Source organism: Lysobacter cavernae (genome assembly GCF_042648505.1).
In the GTDB taxonomy this organism is placed as follows: domain Bacteria; phylum Pseudomonadota; class Gammaproteobacteria; order Xanthomonadales; family Xanthomonadaceae; genus Lysobacter_L; species Lysobacter_L cavernae.
Window position 1 is genome coordinate 278467 of sequence record NZ_JBHRXK010000002.1, and the last position, 20370, is coordinate 298836.

At 69.7% G+C, this 20370-nt stretch carries 17 protein-coding genes; 6 read left to right on the forward strand and 11 right to left on the reverse strand.

Going from position 1 to position 20370, the window contains the following annotated elements; all coding sequences use genetic code 11:
* Window positions 1-329 precede the first annotated feature (329 nt).
* Complete coding sequence (locus tag ACFOLC_RS05675) at window positions 330-1976, forward strand: alpha-glucosidase (RefSeq protein WP_386758544.1); 1647 nt, start codon at window positions 330-332, stop codon at window positions 1974-1976.
* 42 nt (window positions 1977-2018) lie between these two features.
* Here ACFOLC_RS05675 and yihA read toward each other — a convergent pair whose 3' ends face one another.
* Entirely contained in the window at window positions 2019-2624 is a 606-nt protein-coding gene (gene yihA, locus ACFOLC_RS05680) for a ribosome biogenesis GTP-binding protein YihA/YsxC (RefSeq protein ID WP_386758260.1), read from the reverse strand.
* 189 nt (window positions 2625-2813) lie between these two features.
* Here yihA and ACFOLC_RS05685 point away from each other — a divergent pair, with 189 nt between their 5' ends.
* The 4 genes from ACFOLC_RS05685 (at window position 2814) to ACFOLC_RS05700 (ending at window position 6098) form a co-directional block, all read left to right on the forward strand.
* Window positions 2814-3653, forward strand: a complete 840-nt coding sequence (locus tag ACFOLC_RS05685) for a c-type cytochrome (protein WP_386758261.1) — start codon at window positions 2814-2816, stop codon at window positions 3651-3653.
* A gap of 113 nt (window positions 3654-3766) precedes the next feature.
* Window positions 3767-4423, forward strand: a complete 657-nt coding sequence (locus ACFOLC_RS05690; protein WP_386758262.1) for a thiol:disulfide interchange protein DsbA/DsbL — start codon at window positions 3767-3769, stop codon at window positions 4421-4423.
* Window positions 4424-4540: 117 nt separating this feature from the next.
* Window positions 4541-5320: a thiol:disulfide interchange protein DsbA/DsbL gene (locus ACFOLC_RS05695; RefSeq protein ID WP_386758263.1), complete on the forward strand. Its 780-nt coding sequence runs from the start codon at window positions 4541-4543 to the stop codon at window positions 5318-5320.
* A gap of 40 nt (window positions 5321-5360) precedes the next feature.
* The gene (locus ACFOLC_RS05700; RefSeq protein ID WP_386758545.1) at window positions 5361-6098 is read left to right on the forward strand and encodes an endonuclease/exonuclease/phosphatase family protein; all 738 of its coding nucleotides are present in this window, start codon (window positions 5361-5363) and stop codon (window positions 6096-6098) included.
* Here the strand turns inward: ACFOLC_RS05700 and cobA are convergent.
* From cobA to ACFOLC_RS05740, 8 genes are all read right to left on the reverse strand, one after another.
* Complete coding sequence (gene cobA / locus ACFOLC_RS05705) at window positions 6083-6877, reverse strand: uroporphyrinogen-III C-methyltransferase (protein WP_386758264.1); 795 nt, start codon at window positions 6875-6877, stop codon at window positions 6083-6085. The two genes, ACFOLC_RS05700 and cobA, sit on opposite strands and share 16 nt — an antisense overlap.
* A 33-nt stretch (window positions 6878-6910) precedes the next feature.
* Window positions 6911-9688: a nitrate reductase gene (locus tag ACFOLC_RS05710; protein ID WP_386758265.1), complete on the reverse strand. Its 2778-nt coding sequence runs from the start codon at window positions 9686-9688 to the stop codon at window positions 6911-6913.
* Window positions 9688-10053, reverse strand: a complete 366-nt coding sequence (gene nirD / locus ACFOLC_RS05715; protein ID WP_386758266.1) for a nitrite reductase small subunit NirD — start codon at window positions 10051-10053, stop codon at window positions 9688-9690. The genes ACFOLC_RS05710 and nirD overlap by 1 nt, the downstream gene beginning before the upstream one ends.
* Before the next feature lie 2 nt (window positions 10054-10055).
* Window positions 10056-12509: a nitrite reductase large subunit NirB gene (gene nirB / locus ACFOLC_RS05720; protein ID WP_386758267.1), complete on the reverse strand. Its 2454-nt coding sequence runs from the start codon at window positions 12507-12509 to the stop codon at window positions 10056-10058.
* Between the two features lie 13 nt (window positions 12510-12522).
* The gene (locus ACFOLC_RS05725) at window positions 12523-12978 is read right to left on the reverse strand and encodes a GNAT family N-acetyltransferase (RefSeq protein WP_386758268.1); all 456 of its coding nucleotides are present in this window, start codon (window positions 12976-12978) and stop codon (window positions 12523-12525) included.
* A gap of 1 nt (window position 12979) precedes the next feature.
* Window positions 12980-14149, reverse strand: a complete 1170-nt coding sequence (locus tag ACFOLC_RS05730) for a nitrate/nitrite transporter (RefSeq protein ID WP_386758546.1) — start codon at window positions 14147-14149, stop codon at window positions 12980-12982.
* Window positions 14150-14577: 428 nt separating this feature from the next.
* Window positions 14578-15666, reverse strand: a complete 1089-nt coding sequence (locus tag ACFOLC_RS05735; protein ID WP_386758269.1) for a CmpA/NrtA family ABC transporter substrate-binding protein — start codon at window positions 15664-15666, stop codon at window positions 14578-14580.
* A 7-nt stretch (window positions 15667-15673) separates the two neighbouring features.
* On the reverse strand, window positions 15674-16246 hold the full coding sequence (locus tag ACFOLC_RS05740) for an ANTAR domain-containing response regulator (protein WP_386758547.1): 573 nt from the start codon (window positions 16244-16246) through the stop codon (window positions 15674-15676).
* 89 nt (window positions 16247-16335) lie between these two features.
* Between ACFOLC_RS05740 and ACFOLC_RS05745 the strand changes: the two genes are divergently transcribed.
* Window positions 16336-17304, forward strand: coding sequence for an NAD(P)-dependent oxidoreductase (locus ACFOLC_RS05745; RefSeq protein WP_386758270.1), 969 nt, complete (start codon window positions 16336-16338; stop codon window positions 17302-17304).
* 40 nt (window positions 17305-17344) lie between these two features.
* On the opposite strand, the gene ACFOLC_RS05750 is transcribed toward ACFOLC_RS05745, so the two are convergent.
* Together ACFOLC_RS05750 and xylA are read right to left on the reverse strand one after the other, a co-directional pair.
* Entirely contained in the window at window positions 17345-18775 is a 1431-nt protein-coding gene (locus tag ACFOLC_RS05750) for a sugar porter family MFS transporter (protein ID WP_386758271.1), read from the reverse strand.
* Window positions 18776-18886: 111 nt separating this feature from the next.
* Entirely contained in the window at window positions 18887-20224 is a 1338-nt protein-coding gene (xylA, locus tag ACFOLC_RS05755) for a xylose isomerase (RefSeq protein ID WP_386758272.1), read from the reverse strand.
* Window positions 20225-20370: the final 146 nt, after the last annotated feature.

A 20370-nucleotide genomic window follows, 5' to 3' on the forward strand; every position in this document is an offset into this window, starting at 1 on the left:
GCGGCGCGATGACGCGCGGCAGTGCGAAATGTCACGCCGCGGCAGCCATTGCCTTCGGTGCGGCCAATCTTAGGCAGGCGATTCGTCTTGCAACGCACTCTGCATACGTATTCATGACAAGAACCGCACATTGCGATCACATCGCCGCATCGTGCTGCTATGCAGCATTGCGCTGAATACGTATGCAGGCGCTGGTCATGCGGTACGCGATCGGTAAGCTCGCCTGCATTCCGCGGCCGCGTCCTCGCACGTGTGCCGCTCATGCAGCGACGGGGTGGCGGTTGAACGACTCGGCAGAACGGCAGGACACGCACGCGCAGAGCACGCATGTGCACGACTCGGCGCGCAGGCACGGCGACACCTGGTGGCGCGGCGCAGTGATCTACCAGATCTACCCGCGCAGCTTCCGCGACCACGACGGCGACGGCGTCGGTGACCTGCGCGGCATCATCGACAAACTCGATTACGTCGCCGGCCTCGGCGTCGACGCGATCTGGATCTCGCCGTTCTTCAAGTCGCCGATGGCCGACTTCGGCTACGACATCGCCGACTACCGCGCGGTCGACCCGCTGTTCGGCACGCTCGCCGACTTCGATGCCTTGCTGGCCAAGGCGCACGACCTCGGCCTGAGGGTGATGATCGACCAGGTGCTCAGCCACACCTCGGCCGAGCACGCCTGGTTCAAGGAAAGCCGCGCCAGCCGCGACAACCCCAAGGCCGACTGGTACGTGTGGGCCGACCCGCGCGATGACGGCACGCCGCCCAACAACTGGCTGTCGCTGTTCGGCGGCGTCGCCTGGCGCTGGGAGCCGCGTCGCGGCCAGTACTACCTGCACAACTTCCTGGCCTCGCAGCCCGACCTCAACTTCCACAATCCCGACGTGCGCACGGCGGTGCTCGACAACGTGCGCTTCTGGCTCGATCGTGGCGTCGACGGTCTGCGCCTGGACGCGATCAACTTCTGCTTCCACGATGCGCAGCTGCGCGACAACCCGCCCAAGCCGCCGGAACTGCGGGTCGGTCGTGGCTTCAGTCCCGACAACCCGTACGCGTTCCAGTACCACCACCACAACAACACGCAGCCGGAGAACCTGGCGTTCCTGGCTGACCTGCGCGCGCTGCTCGACCGCTATCCGGGCGCGGTCGCGCTGGGCGAGATCTCCTCGGAAGACTCGCTGGCGACGATGGACGAGTACACGCGCGACGGCCGCCTGCACATGGGCTACAGCTTCGAACTGCTGACTGACGACCACAGCGTCGATTACATCCGCGGCACCGTGCAGACGCTGGAAGCGCAGATGTCCGAGGGCTGGCCGTGCTGGGCGATCTCCAACCACGACGTGCAACGCGTGGTCACGCGCTGGGGACGAGGCGACGAACCGCCGCACCACGCCACGCAGCTGAGCGCGCTGGCGTGTTCGCTGCGCGGCTCGGTCTGCGTCTACCAGGGCGAGGAGCTGGGCCTGCCCGAGGCCGAGGTGCCGTTCGAAGCGCTGCGCGACCCCTACGGCATCGCGTTCTGGCCGACCTTCAAAGGCCGCGACGGCTGCCGCACGCCGATGCCGTGGGACGCCAGCGCCGGCGCCGGCTTCAGCCGCGGGGCGCCGTGGCTGCCGATCCCCGCCGCGCACCTGCCGCTGTCGGTGGCGGCGCAGGAAGCCGACCCGCAGTCGCCCCTGCACGGCTTCCGGCGTTTCCTGCACTGGCGCAAGACGCAACCGGCGTTGCTGCACGGCGCCATCGAATTCATCGACACGCCCGAACCGGTCATCGCATTCGTGCGTGGCCGCGGCGACGACGCGCTGTTGCTGGCGTTCAACCTGTCGTCGCGCCCGGTCGAGATCGAGCTCGAAGACCGACGGATCGGCGACGGCCGCTGGCACCGCGTCGAAGGCCATGGCCTGCCCAGCGGCTTCCTCGACGGCACGTTCCTGGCCTTGCCGTCGCACGGGGCATGGGTCGCCCGGCGCGGCTGATCGCCCCACCCGCGGCGCCGGAATCGCCGGCGCCGTCGGCTGCTAGAGCTGCAGCCAGCCGCCGATCACCGCGCGCGCCTCGTCGACGCCCTGCTTGGACTCGCCCGAGAACACCTGCACGCTGACCGCGTCGCGGTACTCGGCCGTCATCTCCTTGCGCACCGCCAGCATCGCGTTGCCCTGGGCGCCGCGGCCGAGTTTGTCGGCCTTGGTCAGGATGGCGTGCGCCGGCAGGCCGCGGCTGACCGCGTAGCCGAGCATCTGCCGGTCGTACTCCTTGAGCGGGTGGCGGATGTCCATCACCACGACCAGGCCCTTGAGCGCGGCGCGGGTACGGAAGTAGTCGTCGATGAAGGCCTGCCAGTGCGCCTGCAGGTCCTTGGGCACCTTGGCGTAGCCGTAGCCGGGCAAGTCGACCAGGTACTTGTCGGTGTGCGGGGGCACGTCGAAATAAACCAGCTGCTGGGTGCGGCCGGGGGTCTTGGACACCCGCGCCAGCGCGTTCTGCTGGCAGATCGCGTTGAGCGCGGTGGACTTGCCGGCGTTGGAACGGCCGGCGAAGGCGACCTCGAAGCCACCGTCGGGCGGCAGTTGCCGGGCGTTGTGCGCCGCCAGCAGGTATTTGGCGCGGGCTAGGGGATTGGACATGCGCCTAGGATCGCATGTCCAAGATCGCGCGTCGGCGCCACCGGCCACCCGGCCGCGGTGCCCGACGACCTTGCCCAGGCAGGCGCAAAGGCCGATCCGCGTTGACCCGACCGGGAGCGGCGACGATAATTCCGCGGTTCCGGCGTCCGCGCAGCGGCCCGCCATCCCAGTGTTTCGGAGCCCAGCTACATGAGCCAAGCCCGCGTCCTCGGCCTCCTCGGCGTCGCTGCCATCGCAGTCGCCGCCGTCGCCTACGCCCAGACCACGGTCAACCCGGTCCCCGACCATGCACCGGTCGAAACCGCGCCGCTCAACGGCGCGCCGGAGAAGGTCGTGTGGGGCGACGTCAAGGCGGGCCAGACCAAGGCCGGCACCTGCGCGGCCTGCCACGGCCTGGACGGCAACCCGACCGATCCGCAGTACCCGCGCATCGCCGGCCAGAGCGAGCGTTACATCGCCCACCAGATCGCCCTGTTCAAGAGCGGCGAGCGCAGCACCGGCATGGCCGCGGTGATGAAGCCGTACGCCGACGCGCTGACCGCGCAGGACGCGCGCGACCTCGGCGCCTACTTCGCCACGCAGAAAGCCGGTGCCGGCGTCGCCGATGACACCGTGATCGCCAGCGGCCCGAACAAGGACAAGAAGTTCTTCGAGGTCGGCCAGCAGCTGTTCCTGGCCGGCGACGCGTCGCGCGGCATCCCGGCCTGCCTGGCCTGCCACGGCCCGGACGGCGCCGGCAACCCCGGCCCGGCCTACCCGCACATCGCCGGCCAGCAGGCCGCCTACACCCAGCGCCGCCTCGAGGAATACCGCACCGGTACCACCGTCGAGCGCGACCCGCACCTGTTCAACGTGATGGCGACCGTGGCCAAGCAGCTCAGCGACGAAGAAATCGGCTCGCTGGCCAGCTACCTGCAGGGCCTGCACGCGCGCAGCGACGACCTCGCCGCCGCCGCGATGCCGGCTCCGGCCGCCGCCCCGGCGCCGACCCCCGAACCGGCCCCGGCGACCCCGACCACCGGCTCGTGAACTTTCGCCGGTGACTGCGGTCACAGCGGTACTCCTTGTTGTTTGGTGCGCCGGTCGTGAGTTCACGACCGGCGTTTTTATTTCCATCGCCCCACCCCGATGAGCCCACGCCGATGACGCGCCGTCCGCTCCTGCTTGCCCTGCTGTTGCTGGCCCTGCTGCCCACGCTGGCCCTCGCCGCCGACAAACCGGCCGCACCGGCACTGGTGGCCGGCACCGACTATGAGGTGATCGAAGGCGGCCAGCCGTTCGCCCCGGTCAAGGGCAAGGTCGAGGTGGTCGAGGTGTTCGGCTACACCTGCATCCACTGTGCGCATTTCCAGTCGCAGGTGTCGGCATGGAAGAGCAGGCACGCCGCCGACGTCCACTTCGTGCCACTGGCCGCCCCGTTCGGCGGCGGCTGGACGCCGTACGCCAAAGCGTTCTACGCCGCGCAGTCGCTCGGCCTGCTCGACAAGAGCCACGACGCGATGTTCCTGGCCCTGCACAGCGACGGCAGCCTGCCGCTGCGCAACCCGGCGCCGCAGGAGATCGCCGCGTTCTACGCCAAGTACGGCGCCGACCCGCAGCGCTTCATCCAGGCCTACGACAGCCCAGCGGTCGCGGCACGCATGCAGCAGGCCGACGCGTTCATCCAACGCAGCGGCGTCGAGGCCACCCCGACCCTGGTCGTCAACGGCAAGTACCGCGTGCTCGGCAACAGCTTCGACGACGTGCTGCGCATCGCCGACCAGCTGGTCGCGCGCGAACGCGCCGGCGCCAAACGTTAACCACGGCGCCCCGCCCCGGTACAGCGGCCGTTATCCTTGCTCCAGTGATCCTTTGACCGGCGGCGCAACGTCTGCGCTGCCCGCCGGCCCCTCTCAGCCTTGCGGAGAATCCGATCCATGACCTCGCGCCTGTCCCTCCTTCCGGTGGCCCTGACCGCCCTCCTCGCCCTGTCCGCGTGCAGCTCGCCGCAGGCGCCGGCCCCGGCCGAAACCGCCGCGCCGACCGCGCCGGCGACCACCGAGGCCGCACCGGCGGCGGCACCGACGACCACCACCGAAGCCGCGCCGGCCGCGGCCGCCGCAGCGACGCCGCCGAGCGGCCCGGCTCCGGTCGCCGGCACCGACTACGTCGAAATCGCCGGCGGCCAGCCCTACGAGCCCGGCAACGGCAAGATCGAGGTGGTCGAGGTGTTCGGCTACACCTGCCCGCACTGCGCCACCTTCGATCCGCTGATCCAGGCCTGGAAGACCAAGCAGCCGGCCGACGTGAAGTTCGTGGCCCTGGCTGCGCCGTTCGGCGGCTACTGGGAGCCCTACGCCAAGGCGTTCTACACCGCGCAGGCGATGGGCGTGCTCGACCAGAGCCATGCGGCGATGTTCAACGCGATCCACGTCGAGCGCTCGATGCCGGTGCAACCGCTGCCGACCAACGACCAGATCGCCGGCTTCTACGCCCAGTACGGCGCCGACCCGAAGCAGTTCGCCAGCACCATGGCCAGCTTCGCGATCGCCGCCAAGATGAAGCGCGCCGGGCAGTTCATCACCCGCAGCGGCGTCGACAGCACGCCCAACCTCGTCGTCAACGGCAAGTACAAGGTCATCGGCAAGAACTTCGAGGACACCCTGCGCATCACCGACCACCTGGTCGCGCAGGAACGGGCCAAGGCGGGCGGCTGATCGCAACCGTCGCGCCCGCATGACCATGCGCCGGCTCCGTCTGCTCAGTGCCAACATCCAGGCGGGGTCCAGCACGCGCGGCTACCACGACTACGTCGCGCGCAGCTGGTCGCACGTGCTGCCGGCGGGCAACAAGCGCGGCAGCCTCGACACCATCGCGCAGCTGGCCGGCGCGCACGACATCGTCGGCCTCAACGAGAGCGACCCGGGCAGCCTGCGCTCGGGCTTCACCAACCAGACCCACTACCTCGCCCAGCGCGGTGGCTTCGACTACTGGAGCCACCAGCCCAACCGCCGCGTCGGCGGCGTCGCCTCCAGCGCCAACGGCCTGCTGAGCCGGCTGGAGCCGCGCGAGGTCAGTGACCACTCGCTGCCCGGCCGCATCTCCGGCCGTGGCGTGCTGGTCGCGCGTTTCGGCGACGGCGACGACGCGCTGACCATCGCCGTCGCCCACCTGTCGCTGGGCGCCACCTCGCGCGCCTCGCAGCTGAGCTTCATCGCCGAGCTGCTGCACGACCACCCTCACGCGGTGCTGATGGGCGACTTCAACTGCTCGATCGACCGCCCCGAGATGCAGGAGCTGTTCCGCCGCACCCGCCTGCAGCCGCCGGACGGCAACGTGCCGACGTTCCCGAGCTGGCGCCCGCAGCGCGCGATCGACCACATCCTGGTCGGCGACGGCCTCAAGTACTCCGGCGCCAAGGCGCTACCGGCCGCGCAGTCGGACCACCTGGCGCTGTCGCTCGACCTCGACGTGCCGGATCACGCGCTGCGCTGAGGCGCGTCGCAGGCCGGGGTCGATGCGTCCACCGGGTTGCTGGCCTGCGCCAGCGCAGCGCCGACCAGGATCACGCCCGGGCTTGCCAGCCGCAGCGCGCGCGCATCGGCCGTCAGGCGGCCGAGCGTGGTCAGCAGGCGGGCCTCGTCGGGCTGGCTGGCCGACTGCACCACCGCCGCCGGCGTGTGCGCCGGCAACTGGCGCAGCAGCCCGGCCGCCAGCGATTCGATCCGGCGCATGCCCATGTAGATCGCCAGCGTGGTGCCGGTGGCGGCCAGTGCGGCCCAGTCGGGTTCGCCGTGGTCGTGGGTGTGGGCGGTGACGAAGGTGATTCCGTGGCAGTGGTCGCGGTGGGTGAGCGACACGCCCAGGCCGGCGGCGGCGGCGAAACCGGCGCTGATGCCGTTGACGATGCGCACCTCGATGCCGGATGCGCGCAGGAAGGCGATCTCCTCGCCGGCGCGGCCGAACAGCAGCGCCTCGCCGCCCTTCACCCGCACCACGCGTTCCCCCTGCAGCGCGTAGCGGCGCATCAGCCGGCAGATGAAGTCCTGCGGCGTGGAACGGCAGCCGCCGCGCTTGCCGACGCGGATCACCCGCGCCTGCGGCGCCAGCGTCGCGATCTCGGGATTGACCAGTTCGTCGAGCAGCAGCACCTGCGCACCCGCCAATGCCTTGACGGCCTTGATCGTCAGCAACTCCAGGTCGCCGGGGCCGGCCGACAGCAGCACGACTTCGGGCTTGTCGCCGCGCGGGGACCGGGTGGTTTCGTCGTGCATGTGGCCTCCTGTGATTGGTGTCATCGACGCGCGTCACGCCCGCTGCGGCTGTCGACACAACTGCGCCAGCTGCGGCAGGCACGAGCCGCAGACCGTGCCGCAGCCCAGACGTTGCTTGAGCGCGGCGACGTCGGCGCCTTGCACGACCTGTGCGCGGATGGCCGACTCGGTCACCTGCAGGCAGGTGCACACCACCGCGTCGCGTGCACCGCCGCCGGCATGGGCGAACACCGCCAGCCGCGAGCCGCTCCACAGCTGCGCGGACAACGCGGTGTCGAGCAGCGATTCGCTGGTCGGATTGCGCTGCGTATCGGTCAGCAGCAGGCCGTCGATGCGGCTGTCTCCACCCTCGCCGCGCCAGGCCACGCGCTTGAGCAGACCGCGGCGGGCGTCGCGGTATTCGAGCGTGTCGGCACCCGGCTGCAGCGCCAGCGCGTCGGTCAGGGCCGCCAGCCAGTCGGCGGACCGCGCGGTGTCGGCGGCGGCACGCAGCACCAGCCAGGCGCTTGCTCGCTCGTCTGCGCCGGGCTCGGCCTGCAGCGAAACCGCCGCGTAGTCGCAATCCTTCAACAGCGGCTGCACCGCGGCCCGCAGCGCCAGCGGGTCGCCGCGCCGCGCCGCCAGCAGGTGCCAGCCAAACGCGGCCTTCTCCACGCGTACCGCGGCGTGCTTGAGTTCGGGTTGCAACGAGCGCGCATCGAACGCCGGTTGGCTGACCTCGTTGATGCCGCCGCTGGACAGGTGCTGCCCACTCCAGTGCATCGCCGCGAACACGGTGCCGGAGCCGACCTCATCCGACAGCTCCAGCGGCAGCACCAGCTCGCCGCGCTTGCTGGCGATGCGCACCAGCTCGCCGGCGCGCAGGCCACGACGGGCGGCGTCACCGGGGTTCATGCGCAGCCCGGGCTCCGGGCTGTGCGCGAACAACCCGGGCACGCGCCCGGTGCGCGACATCCCGTGCCACTGGTCGCGCAGGCGGCCGGTGAGCAGGCGCAGCGGATAGCGCGCTGATACAGGCTCGGCCACCGGCTTGTAGGGCGTGACGTGGAAGCGCGCGCGGCCGTTGGCGGTGGCGAACACGCCGTCCTCGTAGCGGCGCGGCTGCCCACCTTGCGCGCCAGCCGGGAACGGCCACTGCTGCGGTCCCTGCGACTCCAGCACTGCGTAGTCGAGCCCGCCGATGTCGAGATCACGGCCGACGGTGAGGCGGCGGTGCTCGTCGAAGATCGCCGCGGTGCCGTCGAAATCGAACAGCGGCGCCGCGCCCGGCGACGCCAGGCGCGCCTCGATACGGCGCGCGACCTCGTTGGCGATCCACCAGTCCGGCTGCGCCTGTCCCGGTGCCGGCACCGCGCGTCGCACGCGCGAGATGCGCCGTTCGGAATTGGTCACCGTGCCTTCCTTCTCGCCCCAACTCGCCGCCGGCAGCAGCACGTCGGCGTACGGCACGGTGTCGGTGTCGGCGAAGGCCTCCTGCACGACCACGTACTGCGCGCGCTGCAGCGCCTCGCGCACGCGGCCGATGTCGGGCATGGAGTGCACGGGGTTGGTGCAGGCGATCCACACCGCCTTGACCTTGCCGCTGCGCACGGCCTCGAACAGTTCCACCGCCGCCAGCCCCGGCTTCGCCGAGAGACTGTGCGCGGGCAGACTCCACAACGCTTCCACTTCGGCACGATGCTGCGCGTCGCCGATCTCGCGGTGCGCGGCCAGCATCGTCGCCATGCCACCGACCTCGCGCCCGCCCATCGCGTTGGGCTGGCCGGTGAGCGAGAACGGGCCGGCGCCCGGTCTGCCGATCTGGCCGGTGGCCAGGTGCAGGTGGATCAGCGCGAGATTCTTGTCGGTTCCGTGTGCGGACTGGTTCAGCCCCATGCAGTACAGCGACAGCGCCGCCGGGCTGCGGCCGAACCATTCGGCCGCCTGCACCAGGTCGGCCACGGCGATGCCGCACAGTTCCGCCGCCATCCGCGGCGTGTAGTCGCGCAGCAGCTGCTTGAGTCCGGCAAAGCCTTCGGTGTGCGCCTTGATGTACTCGCTGTCGACCAGGCCTTCCCAGACCAGGTGGTGCAGCATGCCGTTGAACAGCGCCACGTCGGTGCCGGGCTGGATCGCCAGGTGCAGGTCGGCGACAGCGGCCGTGTCGGTGCGGCGCGGATCGATCACGATCCAGCGCACGTCGGGGTCGCGCTCGCGGGCTTCTTCCAGGCGGCGGAACAGCACCGGGTGCGCGTACGCCGCGTTGCTGCCGGCAAACAGCACCGTCTTGGCCAGCTCCAGGTCCTCGTAGCAGGTCGGCGGGCCGTCGGCGCCGAGCGCGAGCTTGTAGCCGGTCACCGCGCTGGACATGCACAGGCGCGAGTTGGTGTCGATGTTGTTGGTGCCGAGCAGGCCCTTGGCCAGCTTGTTGAAGACGTAGTAGTCCTCGGTCAGCAGTTGTCCGGAGATATAGAACGCCACCGCGTCCGGGCCGTGCTGCTGGACGATATCGGCCAGGCGGTCGGCGACGGTGTCGAGCGCGACCGCCCAGTCGACGCGATGGCGCGCTTCATGGCGCTGGTGGCGCAGTTCCGGCATGAGCACGCGGCCGTGCGGGCTGCGCGCGGTCTGCGGCAGGTTGCGGCCCTTGCTGCACAGGCGGCCGAAGTTGGCCGGATGTTCCTTGTCGCCTTCGATGCCGATGATGCGGGCGTTGCCATCGGCGTCGTGCTCGGCCTCGATCACCACGCCGCAGCCGACGCCGCAGTAGCAGCAGGTCGAGCGGGTGAAGCTGCGCTCGCGCTGCACCATCGACACGCCGGCGCCGTCCATCAGCCATCGCCTCCGTTCGATGGCACCGCCGGCAGCGCCAGCCACACCTCGCCGTCGTCCACGCGCACCGGGTAGGTGCGCGCGCAGCCGACGTCGGGCGCGCAGGCCTCGCCGTTGGCCAGAGCGATGTTCCAGCCGTGCAGCGGGCAGGTCACGCTCTCGCCGGCGACGATGCCCTGCGACAGCGGCCCGCCCTTGTGCGGGCAACGGTCGAGCAGCGCGTGCACGTTGCCGCTGGCGGTGCGGAACAGCGCGATGTCGTCCGCTCCGTCGCGCCGGATCACCCGCGCGCCGAGCGCAGGGATGTCGTCGAGTTGGCAGATGCGGACCCAGGTAGCGGCCTGTGGTTCGAGGATTGCCGCCATGCCTAACCCTCCGCCTCGACCAGCTGCGCCGGAATGCGCAGCGGCTGGTACTCGCGCGCCTGCGTGCCGGCGATGCGCGCCGCCCACGGGTCGGGCAGGCCTTCCAGCGCGTACAGCAGGCGCTCGAACAGCGCGCGGCGGTTGGCCGCGTCATCGACGACCTGCTGGCGGATGTAGTCCATGCCGACGCGCTCGATGTAGTGCACGGTGCGGTCGAGGTAGTACGCCTCCTCGCGGTACAGCTGCAGGAACGCGCCGGTGTACTCGCGCACCTCGTCGCCGCTCTTGACCTTGACCAGGAACTGGGCGACCTCGGTCTTGATGCCGCCGTTGCCGCCGATATGGATTTCCCAGCCCGAATCCACCGCGATGATGCCCACGTCCTTGATGCCGGACTCGGCGCAGTTGCGCGGGCAACCGCTCACCGCCAGCTTGACCTTGTGCGGGCTCCACATGTTGGCCAGCATCGTTTCCAGGTCGATGCCCATCTGCGTGCTGTTCTGCGTGCCGAAGCGGCAGAACTCGCTGCCGACGCAGGTCTTCACCGTGCGGATCGACTTCCCGTAAGCGTGGCCGGACTTCATGCCCAGGTCGCGCCACACCTCGACCAGATCCTCCTTCTTCACCCCGAGCAGGTCGATGCGCTGGCCGCCGGTGACCTTGACCATCGGGATCGCGTACTTGTCGGCGACATCGGCGATGCGGCGCAGCTCGCCGGCATTGGTCACGCCGCCCTTCATCTGCGGTATCACCGAGTAGGTGCCGTCCTTCTGGATGTTGGCGTGGGCGCGCTCGTTGATGAAGCGGCTCTGCGGGTCGTCCACCGCGTCGCGCGGCCAGGTCGAGATCAGGTAGTAGTTGATCGCCGGCCGGCAGGTCGCGCAGCCGTTGGGCGTGCGCCATTCCATGAAGTCGTACACCGCACGATGGGTGAACAGCCGGTGTTCGCGGACGGTCTTGCGCACGTCGGCGTGCGTGTGCGCCGTGCAGCCGCACACCGCTTTCGTCTTCGGCGTCTCCTGGAAATTGGAACCCAGGCAGTTCATCAGGAGCTGCTCGACCAGGCCGGTGCACGAGCCGCAGGAACTGGCCGCCTTGGTGTGCTTCTTGACCTCGTCGACGGTGAACAGGCCCTGCTCGTTGATCGCCTTGACGATCGTGCCCTTGCACACGCCGTTGCAGCCGCAGACCTCGTCGCCGTCGGCCATGGTGCTGGCGCGGTCCTGGCCGGCGGTGCCGGCATCGCCCAGCGACTTCTCGCCGAACACCAGCTGGTCGCGGCGCTCGTCGACCGGGCTGGCGTCCTTGATCAGCTTGAAGTACCAGCCGCCATCGCCGGTGTCGCCGTACAGGCAGGCGCCGACCAGCCGGTCGTCCTTGAGCACCAGCTTCTTGTAGACGCCGCCGGCCGGGTCGGACAGCACGATCTCCTCGGTGCCGTCGCCACCCATGAAGTTGCCGGCCGAGAACAGGTCGATGCCGGTGACCTTGAGCTTGGTCGACGCCACCGAGCCCTTGTAGATGCCGATGCCGAACGTCGCCAGGTGGTTGGCGCAGACCTTGGCCTGCTCGAACAGCGGTGCGACCAGGCCGTAGGCGATGCCGCGATGGCTGGCGCACTCGCCGACCGCGTACACGCGCGGGTCGAAGGTCTGCAGCGTGTCGTTGACGACGACGCCGCGGTTGCAGTGGATGCCGGACGCCTGCGCCAGGGCGATGTTGGGGCGGATGCCGGCCGCCATCACCACCAGGTCGGCGGCGACCTCCTCGCCATCGGAGAAGCGCACCGCCGCCACCTCGCCGTGCTCGTTGCCGACGATTTCGGTGGTGGAGGTGTTGAGGCGGAAGGTCAGGCCGCGCTCGACCAGCGACTTCTCCAGCAACTGCCCCGCGGTCGGGTCGAGCTGGCGCTCCAGCAGCCAGCCGGCCAGGTGCACCACGGTCACGTCCATGCCGCGCAGCTTCAGGCCGTTGGCCGCTTCCAGGCCGAGCAGGCCGCCGCCGATCACCACCGCATGCTGCTTCACCTGGGCGGTGTCGATCATGGTTTGCGTGTCGTGGATGTCGCGGTAGCCGATCACGCCCTTCAGCTCCTTGCCCGGCACCGGCAGGATGATCGGCAGCGAACCGGTCGCGAGCAGCAGGCGGTCGTACTGCGCCTGCGTGCCGTCGGCGGCGATCACGCGCCGGTGCACGCGGTCGATCCGCGTGACCTCCTTGCCCAGGTGCAGGGTGATGCCGTGCTCGGCGTACCACGGCAACGGATTGAGCACGATGTCGTCGAAGGCCTGCTCGCCGGCCAGCACCGGCGACAGCAGGATGCGGTTGTAGTTGGGATGCGGCTCGGCGCCGAACACGGTGATGTCGTACATCCCCGGCACCAGCTTGAGCAGCTCCTCCAGCGTGCGGATGCCGGCCATGCCGTTTCCGATCACGACGAGTCTGGGCTTCTTCATGTTTGCGTCCTTCTCACAGCATCCGGGTCATGAACACGCTGTACGGGTCGGCGGCGTACTGCGCGAACGGCCCGCAGGCATGGAAGCCAAAGCGTGCGTACAAGGCGCGTGCCGCGCCGAATTCCGGCTGCGACCCGGTCTCCAGACTCAGCCGCCGGTAGCCACGCCGCTGCGCCTGCTCCAGCAGGTGGCCCATCAGCGCCGAAGCCACGCCGCGGCGCTGGTGCCGCGCCGAGGTGCGCATCGACTTGATCTCGGCGTGGTCAGCACCGAGTTGCTTGAGCGCGACGCAGCCGAGCAGTTCGTCACCGTCGCGGGCGCTCCAGAACGTCACCTCCGGTGCGCGCAGCGCATCGAGGTCGAGCGCATGCACACTCTCCGGCGGCGAGATGCGGTGCATCTCGTCGAGATGCGCGCGCAGCAGCGCGGCGATCTCGGGGCCGGTCAGCGGGTCGACGACGATCTGCATGTCAGACCCGCGCCGCGCTGGTCGCGGCCCAATGCACGCGCCAGCGCTGCTTGACCCCGACCAGGCACAGCGACGCCGCCAGCGCGATGCCGGCGAACAGCCACAGCCCGAGCGCATAACTGCCGACGTGCTGCTTGAGCACGCCCATGCCGGCGGCCAACAGGAAGCCGCCGACGCCGCCGGCCATGCCGATCAATCCGGTCATCAGGCCGATGTCGGCAGCGAAGCGCTGCGGCACCAGTTGAAACACCGCGCCGTTGCCGGCGCCCAGGCACAGCAGCGCGACCACGAACAGCGCCACCGTCGCCGCCGCGCCGCCGATGCCGAGCGCCACCGCGGCGATCAGCACCGCGACCGCGACGTACACCGCCTGCAGCGTGCGCGTGCCGCCGATGCGGTCGGCCATCACGCCACCGAGCGGGCGCATGCCCGAGCCGGCCATCACGCAGGCCGCGGTGGCCCAGCCGGCCGCCTTCGGCGAGAAGCCGAACTCGTCGTGGAAATAGCCCGGCAACACGCCGGCGAAACCGACAAAACCGCCGAAGGTGACCGCATAGAACAGCATGAACCACCACGAATCGCGGTTGCCGACCAGCACGCGGCCGTAATCGGACAGGTGCCGCTGTGGCACCGTCACCGGCGCGTCCTTGGCCCAGCGCGCGAACACCAGCAGCACCAGCACCAGCGGGATGCAGGCCAGGCCGAACACCTGCTGGAAGCCAAACGCCGTCGCCAGCATCGGCGCGAACAGTGCCGCCAGCACCGTGCCGGAATTGCCGGCACCGGCGATTCCCAGCGCGGTGCCCTGGTGCTGCGGCGGATACCAGCGCGAGGCCAGCGGCAGCGCCACCGCGAACGAGGCGCCGGCCACACCGAGCATCGCGCCCAGCAGCAGCATCTGCGCGAAGCTGTGCACGCCCAGCGTCCACGCCGCCAGCAACGCCGCGATCACCACCACCTGCGCCAGCACGCCGGTGCGCTTGGCACCGATCCGGTCGGCCAGCAGGCCCAGGAACAGGCGCAACACCGCACCACACAGGATCGGCACCGCCACCATCAGCGCGCGCTGCTGCGTGTCCAGCTGCAGCGCCTGCGCGATCTGCACCTGCAACGGCCCCAGCAGGTACCACACCATGAAACTCAGGTCGAAATACAAAAACGCCGACAACAACGTGGGCGTATGCCCGGCCTGCCAGAACGAACGATTCATCCGCGCAATCTCCGGTCGAAGACCGCTGCGCCGCGCGGAATCACCGCCGGCGACAACGACTGCAAAGGGTGGAGAAACAAAAAACGGCGCCTACCGGTTCGCACCGGGAGACGCCGTCGTCTTGGCTTGCCGGACCGCCGTTGGCCCGCTCGCCGGATCTGGTTGTCACGGGCACGTCGTTGCACCCGCAGGTATTACTAAGCAATCAGCGTGCCAACTTATGACGGCATGCCGGCACCGATCGAATCCGTCGTCAATTCAAGCAGTTGGATCACCGCCTTGGGCCACGGGCCGGCGATCGAACCGGTCGGCCGCAACGCAAGCGCACCAGTTGCGTGCAGGCCGCACCGCTTTTGTGCAATGCACCATCAAGGTGCCGGCGGTGACGCTTATTCCCAGGCGCTGCCGTCGAACAGGATCGAGCGGCGCGAATCCTGCGCGGGGACCGGGACGCCAATGCGGGCGGCGGCGGCGCGGTAGCTGTCCAGCCGGTGCACATTGGCCAACAGCGCATCGTCGGCCGCGCGCTCGGCGGCCGCCAACCAGCCCCAGCGGCGGAACTGCTGCAGGAACCAGCGCCCGTCCGACAGCCAGGGGAAATTGACGGCACCGCCGTTGTGAAACTGCAGCGCTTGCACCGGCCCGGCATCGTCAGCGGCGGCGTCAGGCAGCAGGCACTGCGCGATGCGCTCGGCCGGCAGGCCGATCACCTCGGCATCGGCCAGCCACGCCACCGCCTCGCGACGGTTGGCGCGCTCGTCGAGCCAACGGCAGGCCTCCAGTACCGCTGCGGTGAGCGCGATCGCCGTGTCCGGTTCCAGCGCTGCGAACTCACGCCGGCAGGCCAGCACCTTCTCCGGATGGCCCGGCCAGATTCGTCCGCTGCGCATCACCCGACGCCCCGCCGCCAGTGCCTGCGCCTGTGTCACCCACGGCTCGCCCGCGCAGAAGCCGTCCAGTTCGCCGCGGGCCAGCGCATCGGGCATCTGCGATGGCGACAGCGTCACGCTGTCGATCGCGGTCATCGGGTCGACTCCCTGCGCCGCCAGCCAGTAGTACAGCCACATCGCGTGCGTGCCGGTGGGAAAGGTCTGCGCGAACACCGGCCGCCGCGGCAACGTCGCCAGCAGTTCGGCCAGCGGCCGCCCCTGCTGCAGCGGCTGCGCCAGCGACGGCGACAGCGCGATCGCCTGGCCGTTGTGGTTGAGCGTGAGCAGGATCGCCAGTTCGCTGCGCGGGCCGCCGATGCCGGTTTCCACGCCGTAGACCAGCCCGGCCAGGGCCTGCACCGCATCGAGCTCGCCCGACAACAGCCGGTCGCGGACCGCCGCCCACGACGCCTGCCGATGCAGCTGCAGCTGCAAGCCATGCTTGCGATCCAGGCCCAGCCGCACCGCCGCGACCAGCGGTGCGCAGTCGATCAGCGGCATGAAGCCCAGTTGCAGCGTGCGGCAGCCGTGGTTGCGTGTCTGGCTCATGCCGGCCTCATCCCAGTAGATCGGCCATGGCGATGATCCGGCGGGCCACGTCCGCCAGCTTCAAGCCCTGGTTCATGGCCTGCTGGCGCAGCGCGGCATAGGCCTGGGCCTCGCTCATGCCGCGCTTCTCCATCAGCAGTCCTTTGGCACGGTCGATCAGCTTGCGCTCGTCCAGTTTGCACTGCACTTCGTCGAGCTTACGGCGCACGTCCGCCTGCTGCTCGAAGCGGGCCAGCGCCACCTGAATGATCGGCGCCAGCCGCGCCGGTGCCAGCCCGTCGACGACGTAGGCGGTGACGCCGGCACCGACCGCGGCACGGATCAACTGGTCGTTGCCGTCGGCCGAGAACATCACCACCGGCCGCGGCGCATGGCGATGCACCAGCGCCAATTGCTCCAGCGTGTCGCGCGAAGGCGAATCGACGTCGACGATGACCACGTCGGGCTGCTGCGATTCCACCGCCTTCAACAGTTCCCGCGCCGACGCCACTTCGGCCAGCACCTCGTGGCCGGCGGCAAGCAGCGTCTGGCGCAGCTCGCCGATCGGCTTGTGGGTATCGTTGACCAGCAGAATGCGCAGCACCGCGGGCAGCACCGAAGTGGAAGGAGTGGTTCGTTGCATGTTGCCATGCAACATTAGCGTCTGCAGCATCCTCTGGAGCGATCCGAATGGCCTTGTATCCCCTGTTCGCCAACCTGTCCGGCCGCGAGGTGCTGGTGGTCGGCGGCGGCGAAGTGGCGACACGCAAGATCGAAGCCCTGCTCGACGCCGACGCCCACGTGCTGGTCCATGCCCACGCGCTCGACGACACGCTGTCGCAGTGGTTGCAGCAAGGGCGGCTGCAGCGCCTGTACGGGGACTTCGATCCCGATTGGCTGGAGCGGGTCTGGCTGGTGGTGGCGGCCACCGACGACCGCGCGTTCAACGCCCGCCTGGCCGACGAGGCGCAGCGGCGCCGGCGCCTGGTCAACATCGTCGACGACGCCGAGCTGTCCAGTTTCCACGTCCCGGCGGTCGTGGCCCGCGCACCGTTGCAGGTGGCGATCTCCTCCGGTGGCGCCGCGCCGATGCTGGCGCGACGCCTGCGCGAGCAGTTGGAAGCGCAGTTGGACGACTCCCTCGGCAAGCTCGCCGCCTTGTTCGCACGCCATCGCGGCACGATCCGCGCGCGCCTGCCGCAGCTGGCGCAACGCCGGCAGTGGTTCGACACGATGCTCGACGGCGCGGTCGCCGAACTGCTGCGCACCGGCCAGGATGCTGCGGCCGAAGCGACCCTCGTCGCCGCCCTGCACCAGGTCACGCAGGCGCCGCTGCGCGGCCGGGTCAGCCTGATCGGCTGCGACGACGGCGACCCGGGCCGGCTGACGCTGCGCGCGCTGCGCACGATGAACCAGGCCGACGTGCTGCTGTACGACGCCGAGGTCGCCGCGACCGTGCAGGCGCTGGCGCGACGCGACGCCGAACGCCTGCCGATGCCGCCCGCACCGGCCGCGCGGCAGGCGCTACTGCTGCTGCACGCCGGCGCTGGCCGCCACGTCGTCTGGCTGCAGGCCGGTGTCGCGCTGCGGACACCGCCGCCGGTGGCACTGGTGGCTGAGCTGGCCGCGCACGACATCGCCTGCGACGCGGCCGGCTGAGCCGCAGCGGCGGCACCAGACGCCGCTGCTGGCGCCGACATCAGCCCTGCATCTGCTCCAGCTCCTTGCCCTTGGTCTCGTGCACGCAGCGCAGCACGAAGAACACCGAGACCACCGCCGCAGCCAGGTACAGACCGTAGGTCGCGGCCAGGCCGATGCCGGCGAGCAGGATCGGGAGGCTCACCGTGATGATGAAGTTGGATGTCCACTGCGCCGCACCGGCCACCGCCAGGCCGGAGCCGCGGATCTGGTTCGGGAACATCTCGCCCAGCATCACCCACATCACCGGGCCCCATGACACGTTGAAGAACACCACGTAGGCATTGGCCGCGACCAGCGCCAGCACGCCCATGCCGTCGGACAGCTGCAGCTTGCCGCTGGCGTCGAGGGTGCCGGTGGCGAACGCGACCACCACCCCGGCCAACGCCACCGCCATGCCGGCCGAGCCGATCCACAGCAAGGGCTTGCGCCCGACCTTGTCGATCAGCGCCACCGTTACCAGGCAGGCGCCGATGCTGAGCGCGCCGGACAGCACGTTGATCAGCAGCGCGTGCTCCTCGGAAAAACCGACCGCCTGCCACAACACCGCGCCGTAATAGAACACCACGTTGATGCCGACCAGCTGCTGGAACGTGGCCAAACCGATGCCGACCCAGACGATCGGGCGTAACTTGCCGGTGGCCTGGTTGATCAGGTCCGACAGCCGCGGGCGGTGGTGGTCGGCCGACAGCGAGGCGCCGATCTCGGCCAGCTTGGTGTCGGCCTCGGCCGCGCCGTACAAGCGGGTCAGCACGCGCCGCGCATCGTCCAGGCGGCGCTTGACGACGAGGTAGCGCGGGCTCTCCGGAATCAGCAGCAGCAACAACAGGAACAGCAGCGACGGAATCGCCTGCATCCAGAACATCCAGCGCCAGGCCTCCTGGCCAGCCCACAGCGGCTGCGTCGAGGCACCGGCCGCCTTGGCCAGCAGGTAGTTGCTCAGGAACGCGCAGAACAGGCCGCCGATGATCGCGATCTGCTGCACCGTCGCCAGCCGGCCGCGATAGCGCGCCGGCGCGACCTCGGCGATGTAGGCCGGCGACATCACGCTGGCCGCGCCGACCGCGAAACCACCGAGCACGCGCGCGAACACGAACCACAGCGAGCTGTGCGCGGCACCGGCGCCGAGCGCCGACAGCAGGAACAGCGCCGCGGCGATGATCAGCACCGAACGCCGGCCCCAGCGGTCGGCGAGACGGCCGGCGAAGAACGCACCGATCGCGCAGCCCAGCAGCATCGAGGCGACCTCGAAGCCGAGCCCGGCCTTGCTTGAACCGAACGCCTGCTGCAGGCCGTCGACGGTGCCGTTGATGACGCCGCTGTCAAAACCGAACAGGAAGCCGCCGATGGTGGCGACGCAGCTGATCAGGACGATGAAACCGGTGTTTTCCGCGCCGCGCATGGCCGCGGCATCGAGGGTGGTGCTGTTCATGTCGTCGTTCTTCTCGTGATGTTCTTGACCGCCCCGCACCCGGACTCGCGGCCCGGGTGCCCCTCCACCTTCGCCATCCCCGCTTTAGCGGGAATGACGAGCAAAGCCCGTTTACCGCAGCAGGTACTGGTTGAGCAGGTTCTCGTACTGCTCCTGGCGGCCACTGAGCTTCGCCGGCTCGCCGCTCTTGAGCGCCAATGCATGCAGGTCGGACAGCCCCAGCTGGCCGTTCGCGAACTCCTTGCCGGCACCGCTGTCGAAGCTGGCGTAGCGCTGCGCGCGCCACTGCTCCCACGGCGAATCGTTGAGCAGCGCGTGCGCCACTTCCAGGCCGCGCGCGAACGCGTCCATGCCGCCGATATGCGCCATGAACAGGTCCTGTGCATCGGTCGACTCACGCCGCACCTTGGCGTCGAAGTTCAACCCGCCCGGGGCCAGCCCGCCCTGGCGCAGCACCACCAGCATCGCGCCGACGGTGTCGTACAGGTCCGTCGGGAACTGGTCGGTGTCCCAGCCGTTCTGGGCGTTGCCACGGTTGGCGTCGATGCTGCCAAGCAGGCCGTGATCGGAGGCGACCTGCAGGTCGTGCTCGAAGGTGTGGCCTGACAGCGTGGCGTGGTTGGCCTCGATGTTGAGCTTGAAGTCCCGGTCCAGTCCGTGCTTTTGCAGGAAGCCGGCGACGGTGGCGCTGTCGAAGTCGTACTGGTGCTTCATCGGCTCCATCGGCTTGGGCTCGATCAGGAACACGCCCTTGAAGCCGATGCTGCGGCCGTAATCACGCGCCATGGTCAGGAAGCGCGCGAAGTGCTCCAGCTCGCGCTTCATGTCGGTGTTGTGCAGGCAGGCGTAGCCTTCGCGGCCGCCCCAGAACACGTAGTTCTCACCGCCCAGCTCGACGGTGGCGTCGAGCGCCGCCTTGACCTGCACCGCCGCGCGCGCGACCACCGCAAAATCCGGATTGGTCGCCGCACCGTTCATGTAGCGCGGGTGCGAGAACAGGTTGGCCGTGCCCCACAGCAGCTTCACGCCGGTCGCCTGCTGGCGTTCCTTGGCCATCGCCACCAGGTGCTTGAGGTTCTTCTCGTACGGGCCGATGTCCTCGGCGTCCGGCGCCAGGTCGATGTCGTGGAAGCAGTAGTACGGCACGCCGAGCTTGGTGAAGAACTCGAACGCGGCGTCGAGCTTGGCCTCGGCGCGCGCCAGTGGTGCGTCGGCGGCGTCCCACGGGTAGTTGCGCGTGCCCGGGCCGAACGGATCGTGGCCGGCGTTGCAGAAGCTGTGCCAGTAGCACACCGCGAAGCGCAGGTGCTCGGCCATGGTCTTGTCGCCGACTTTCTTGGTGGCGTCGTAGACCTTGAAGGCCAGCGGATTGTCGGAATCGCGTCCCTCGAACGCGATGCGGCCGATGCCGGGGAAGTATTCCTGGGCGCCGATGTAGGGAGTGGTCATGGGGATATTCTCGGAGGGGTGACAGAACGGGAGGCGGCTACAGCGACGCCGAACGCGGCGCCTTCGGCCTGCACAGGCACGGCCCTGCATGGCGACGACGTTGCGCTGCGACGGGCCGTAAGCGCGCCGCTTGACACCGCGGGTGC

Bases quoted from the DNA above. Each gene is read 5' to 3' on its own strand.
- ACFOLC_RS05750 (WP_386758271.1), bottom strand. From the start codon at position 18,775: ATGAACAGCACCACCCTCGATGCCGCGGCCATGCGCGGCGCGGAAAAC.
- ACFOLC_RS05745 (WP_386758270.1), top strand. From the start codon at position 16,336: ATGGCCTTGTATCCCCTGTTCGCCAACCTGTCCGGCCGCGAGGTGCTG.
- nirD (WP_386758266.1), bottom strand. From the start codon at position 10,053: ATGGCGGCAATCCTCGAACCACAGGCCGCTACCTGGGTCCGCATCTGC.
- ACFOLC_RS05725 (WP_386758268.1), bottom strand. From the start codon at position 12,978: ATGCAGATCGTCGTCGACCCGCTGACCGGCCCCGAGATCGCCGCGCTG.
- yihA (WP_386758260.1), bottom strand. From the start codon at position 2,624: ATGTCCAATCCCCTAGCCCGCGCCAAATACCTGCTGGCGGCGCACAAC.
- ACFOLC_RS05710 (WP_386758265.1), bottom strand. From the start codon at position 9,688: ATGGACGGCGCCGGCGTGTCGATGGTGCAGCGCGAGCGCAGCTTCACC.
- ACFOLC_RS05690 (WP_386758262.1), top strand. From the start codon at position 3,767: ATGACGCGCCGTCCGCTCCTGCTTGCCCTGCTGTTGCTGGCCCTGCTG.
- nirB (WP_386758267.1), bottom strand. From the start codon at position 12,509: ATGAAGAAGCCCAGACTCGTCGTGATCGGAAACGGCATGGCCGGCATC.
- ACFOLC_RS05695 (WP_386758263.1), top strand. From the start codon at position 4,541: ATGACCTCGCGCCTGTCCCTCCTTCCGGTGGCCCTGACCGCCCTCCTC.
- ACFOLC_RS05735 (WP_386758269.1), bottom strand. From the start codon at position 15,666: ATGAGCCAGACACGCAACCACGGCTGCCGCACGCTGCAACTGGGCTTC.
- xylA (WP_386758272.1), bottom strand. From the start codon at position 20,224: ATGACCACTCCCTACATCGGCGCCCAGGAATACTTCCCCGGCATCGGC.
- ACFOLC_RS05685 (WP_386758261.1), top strand. From the start codon at position 2,814: ATGAGCCAAGCCCGCGTCCTCGGCCTCCTCGGCGTCGCTGCCATCGCA.
- cobA (WP_386758264.1), bottom strand. From the start codon at position 6,877: ATGCACGACGAAACCACCCGGTCCCCGCGCGGCGACAAGCCCGAAGTC.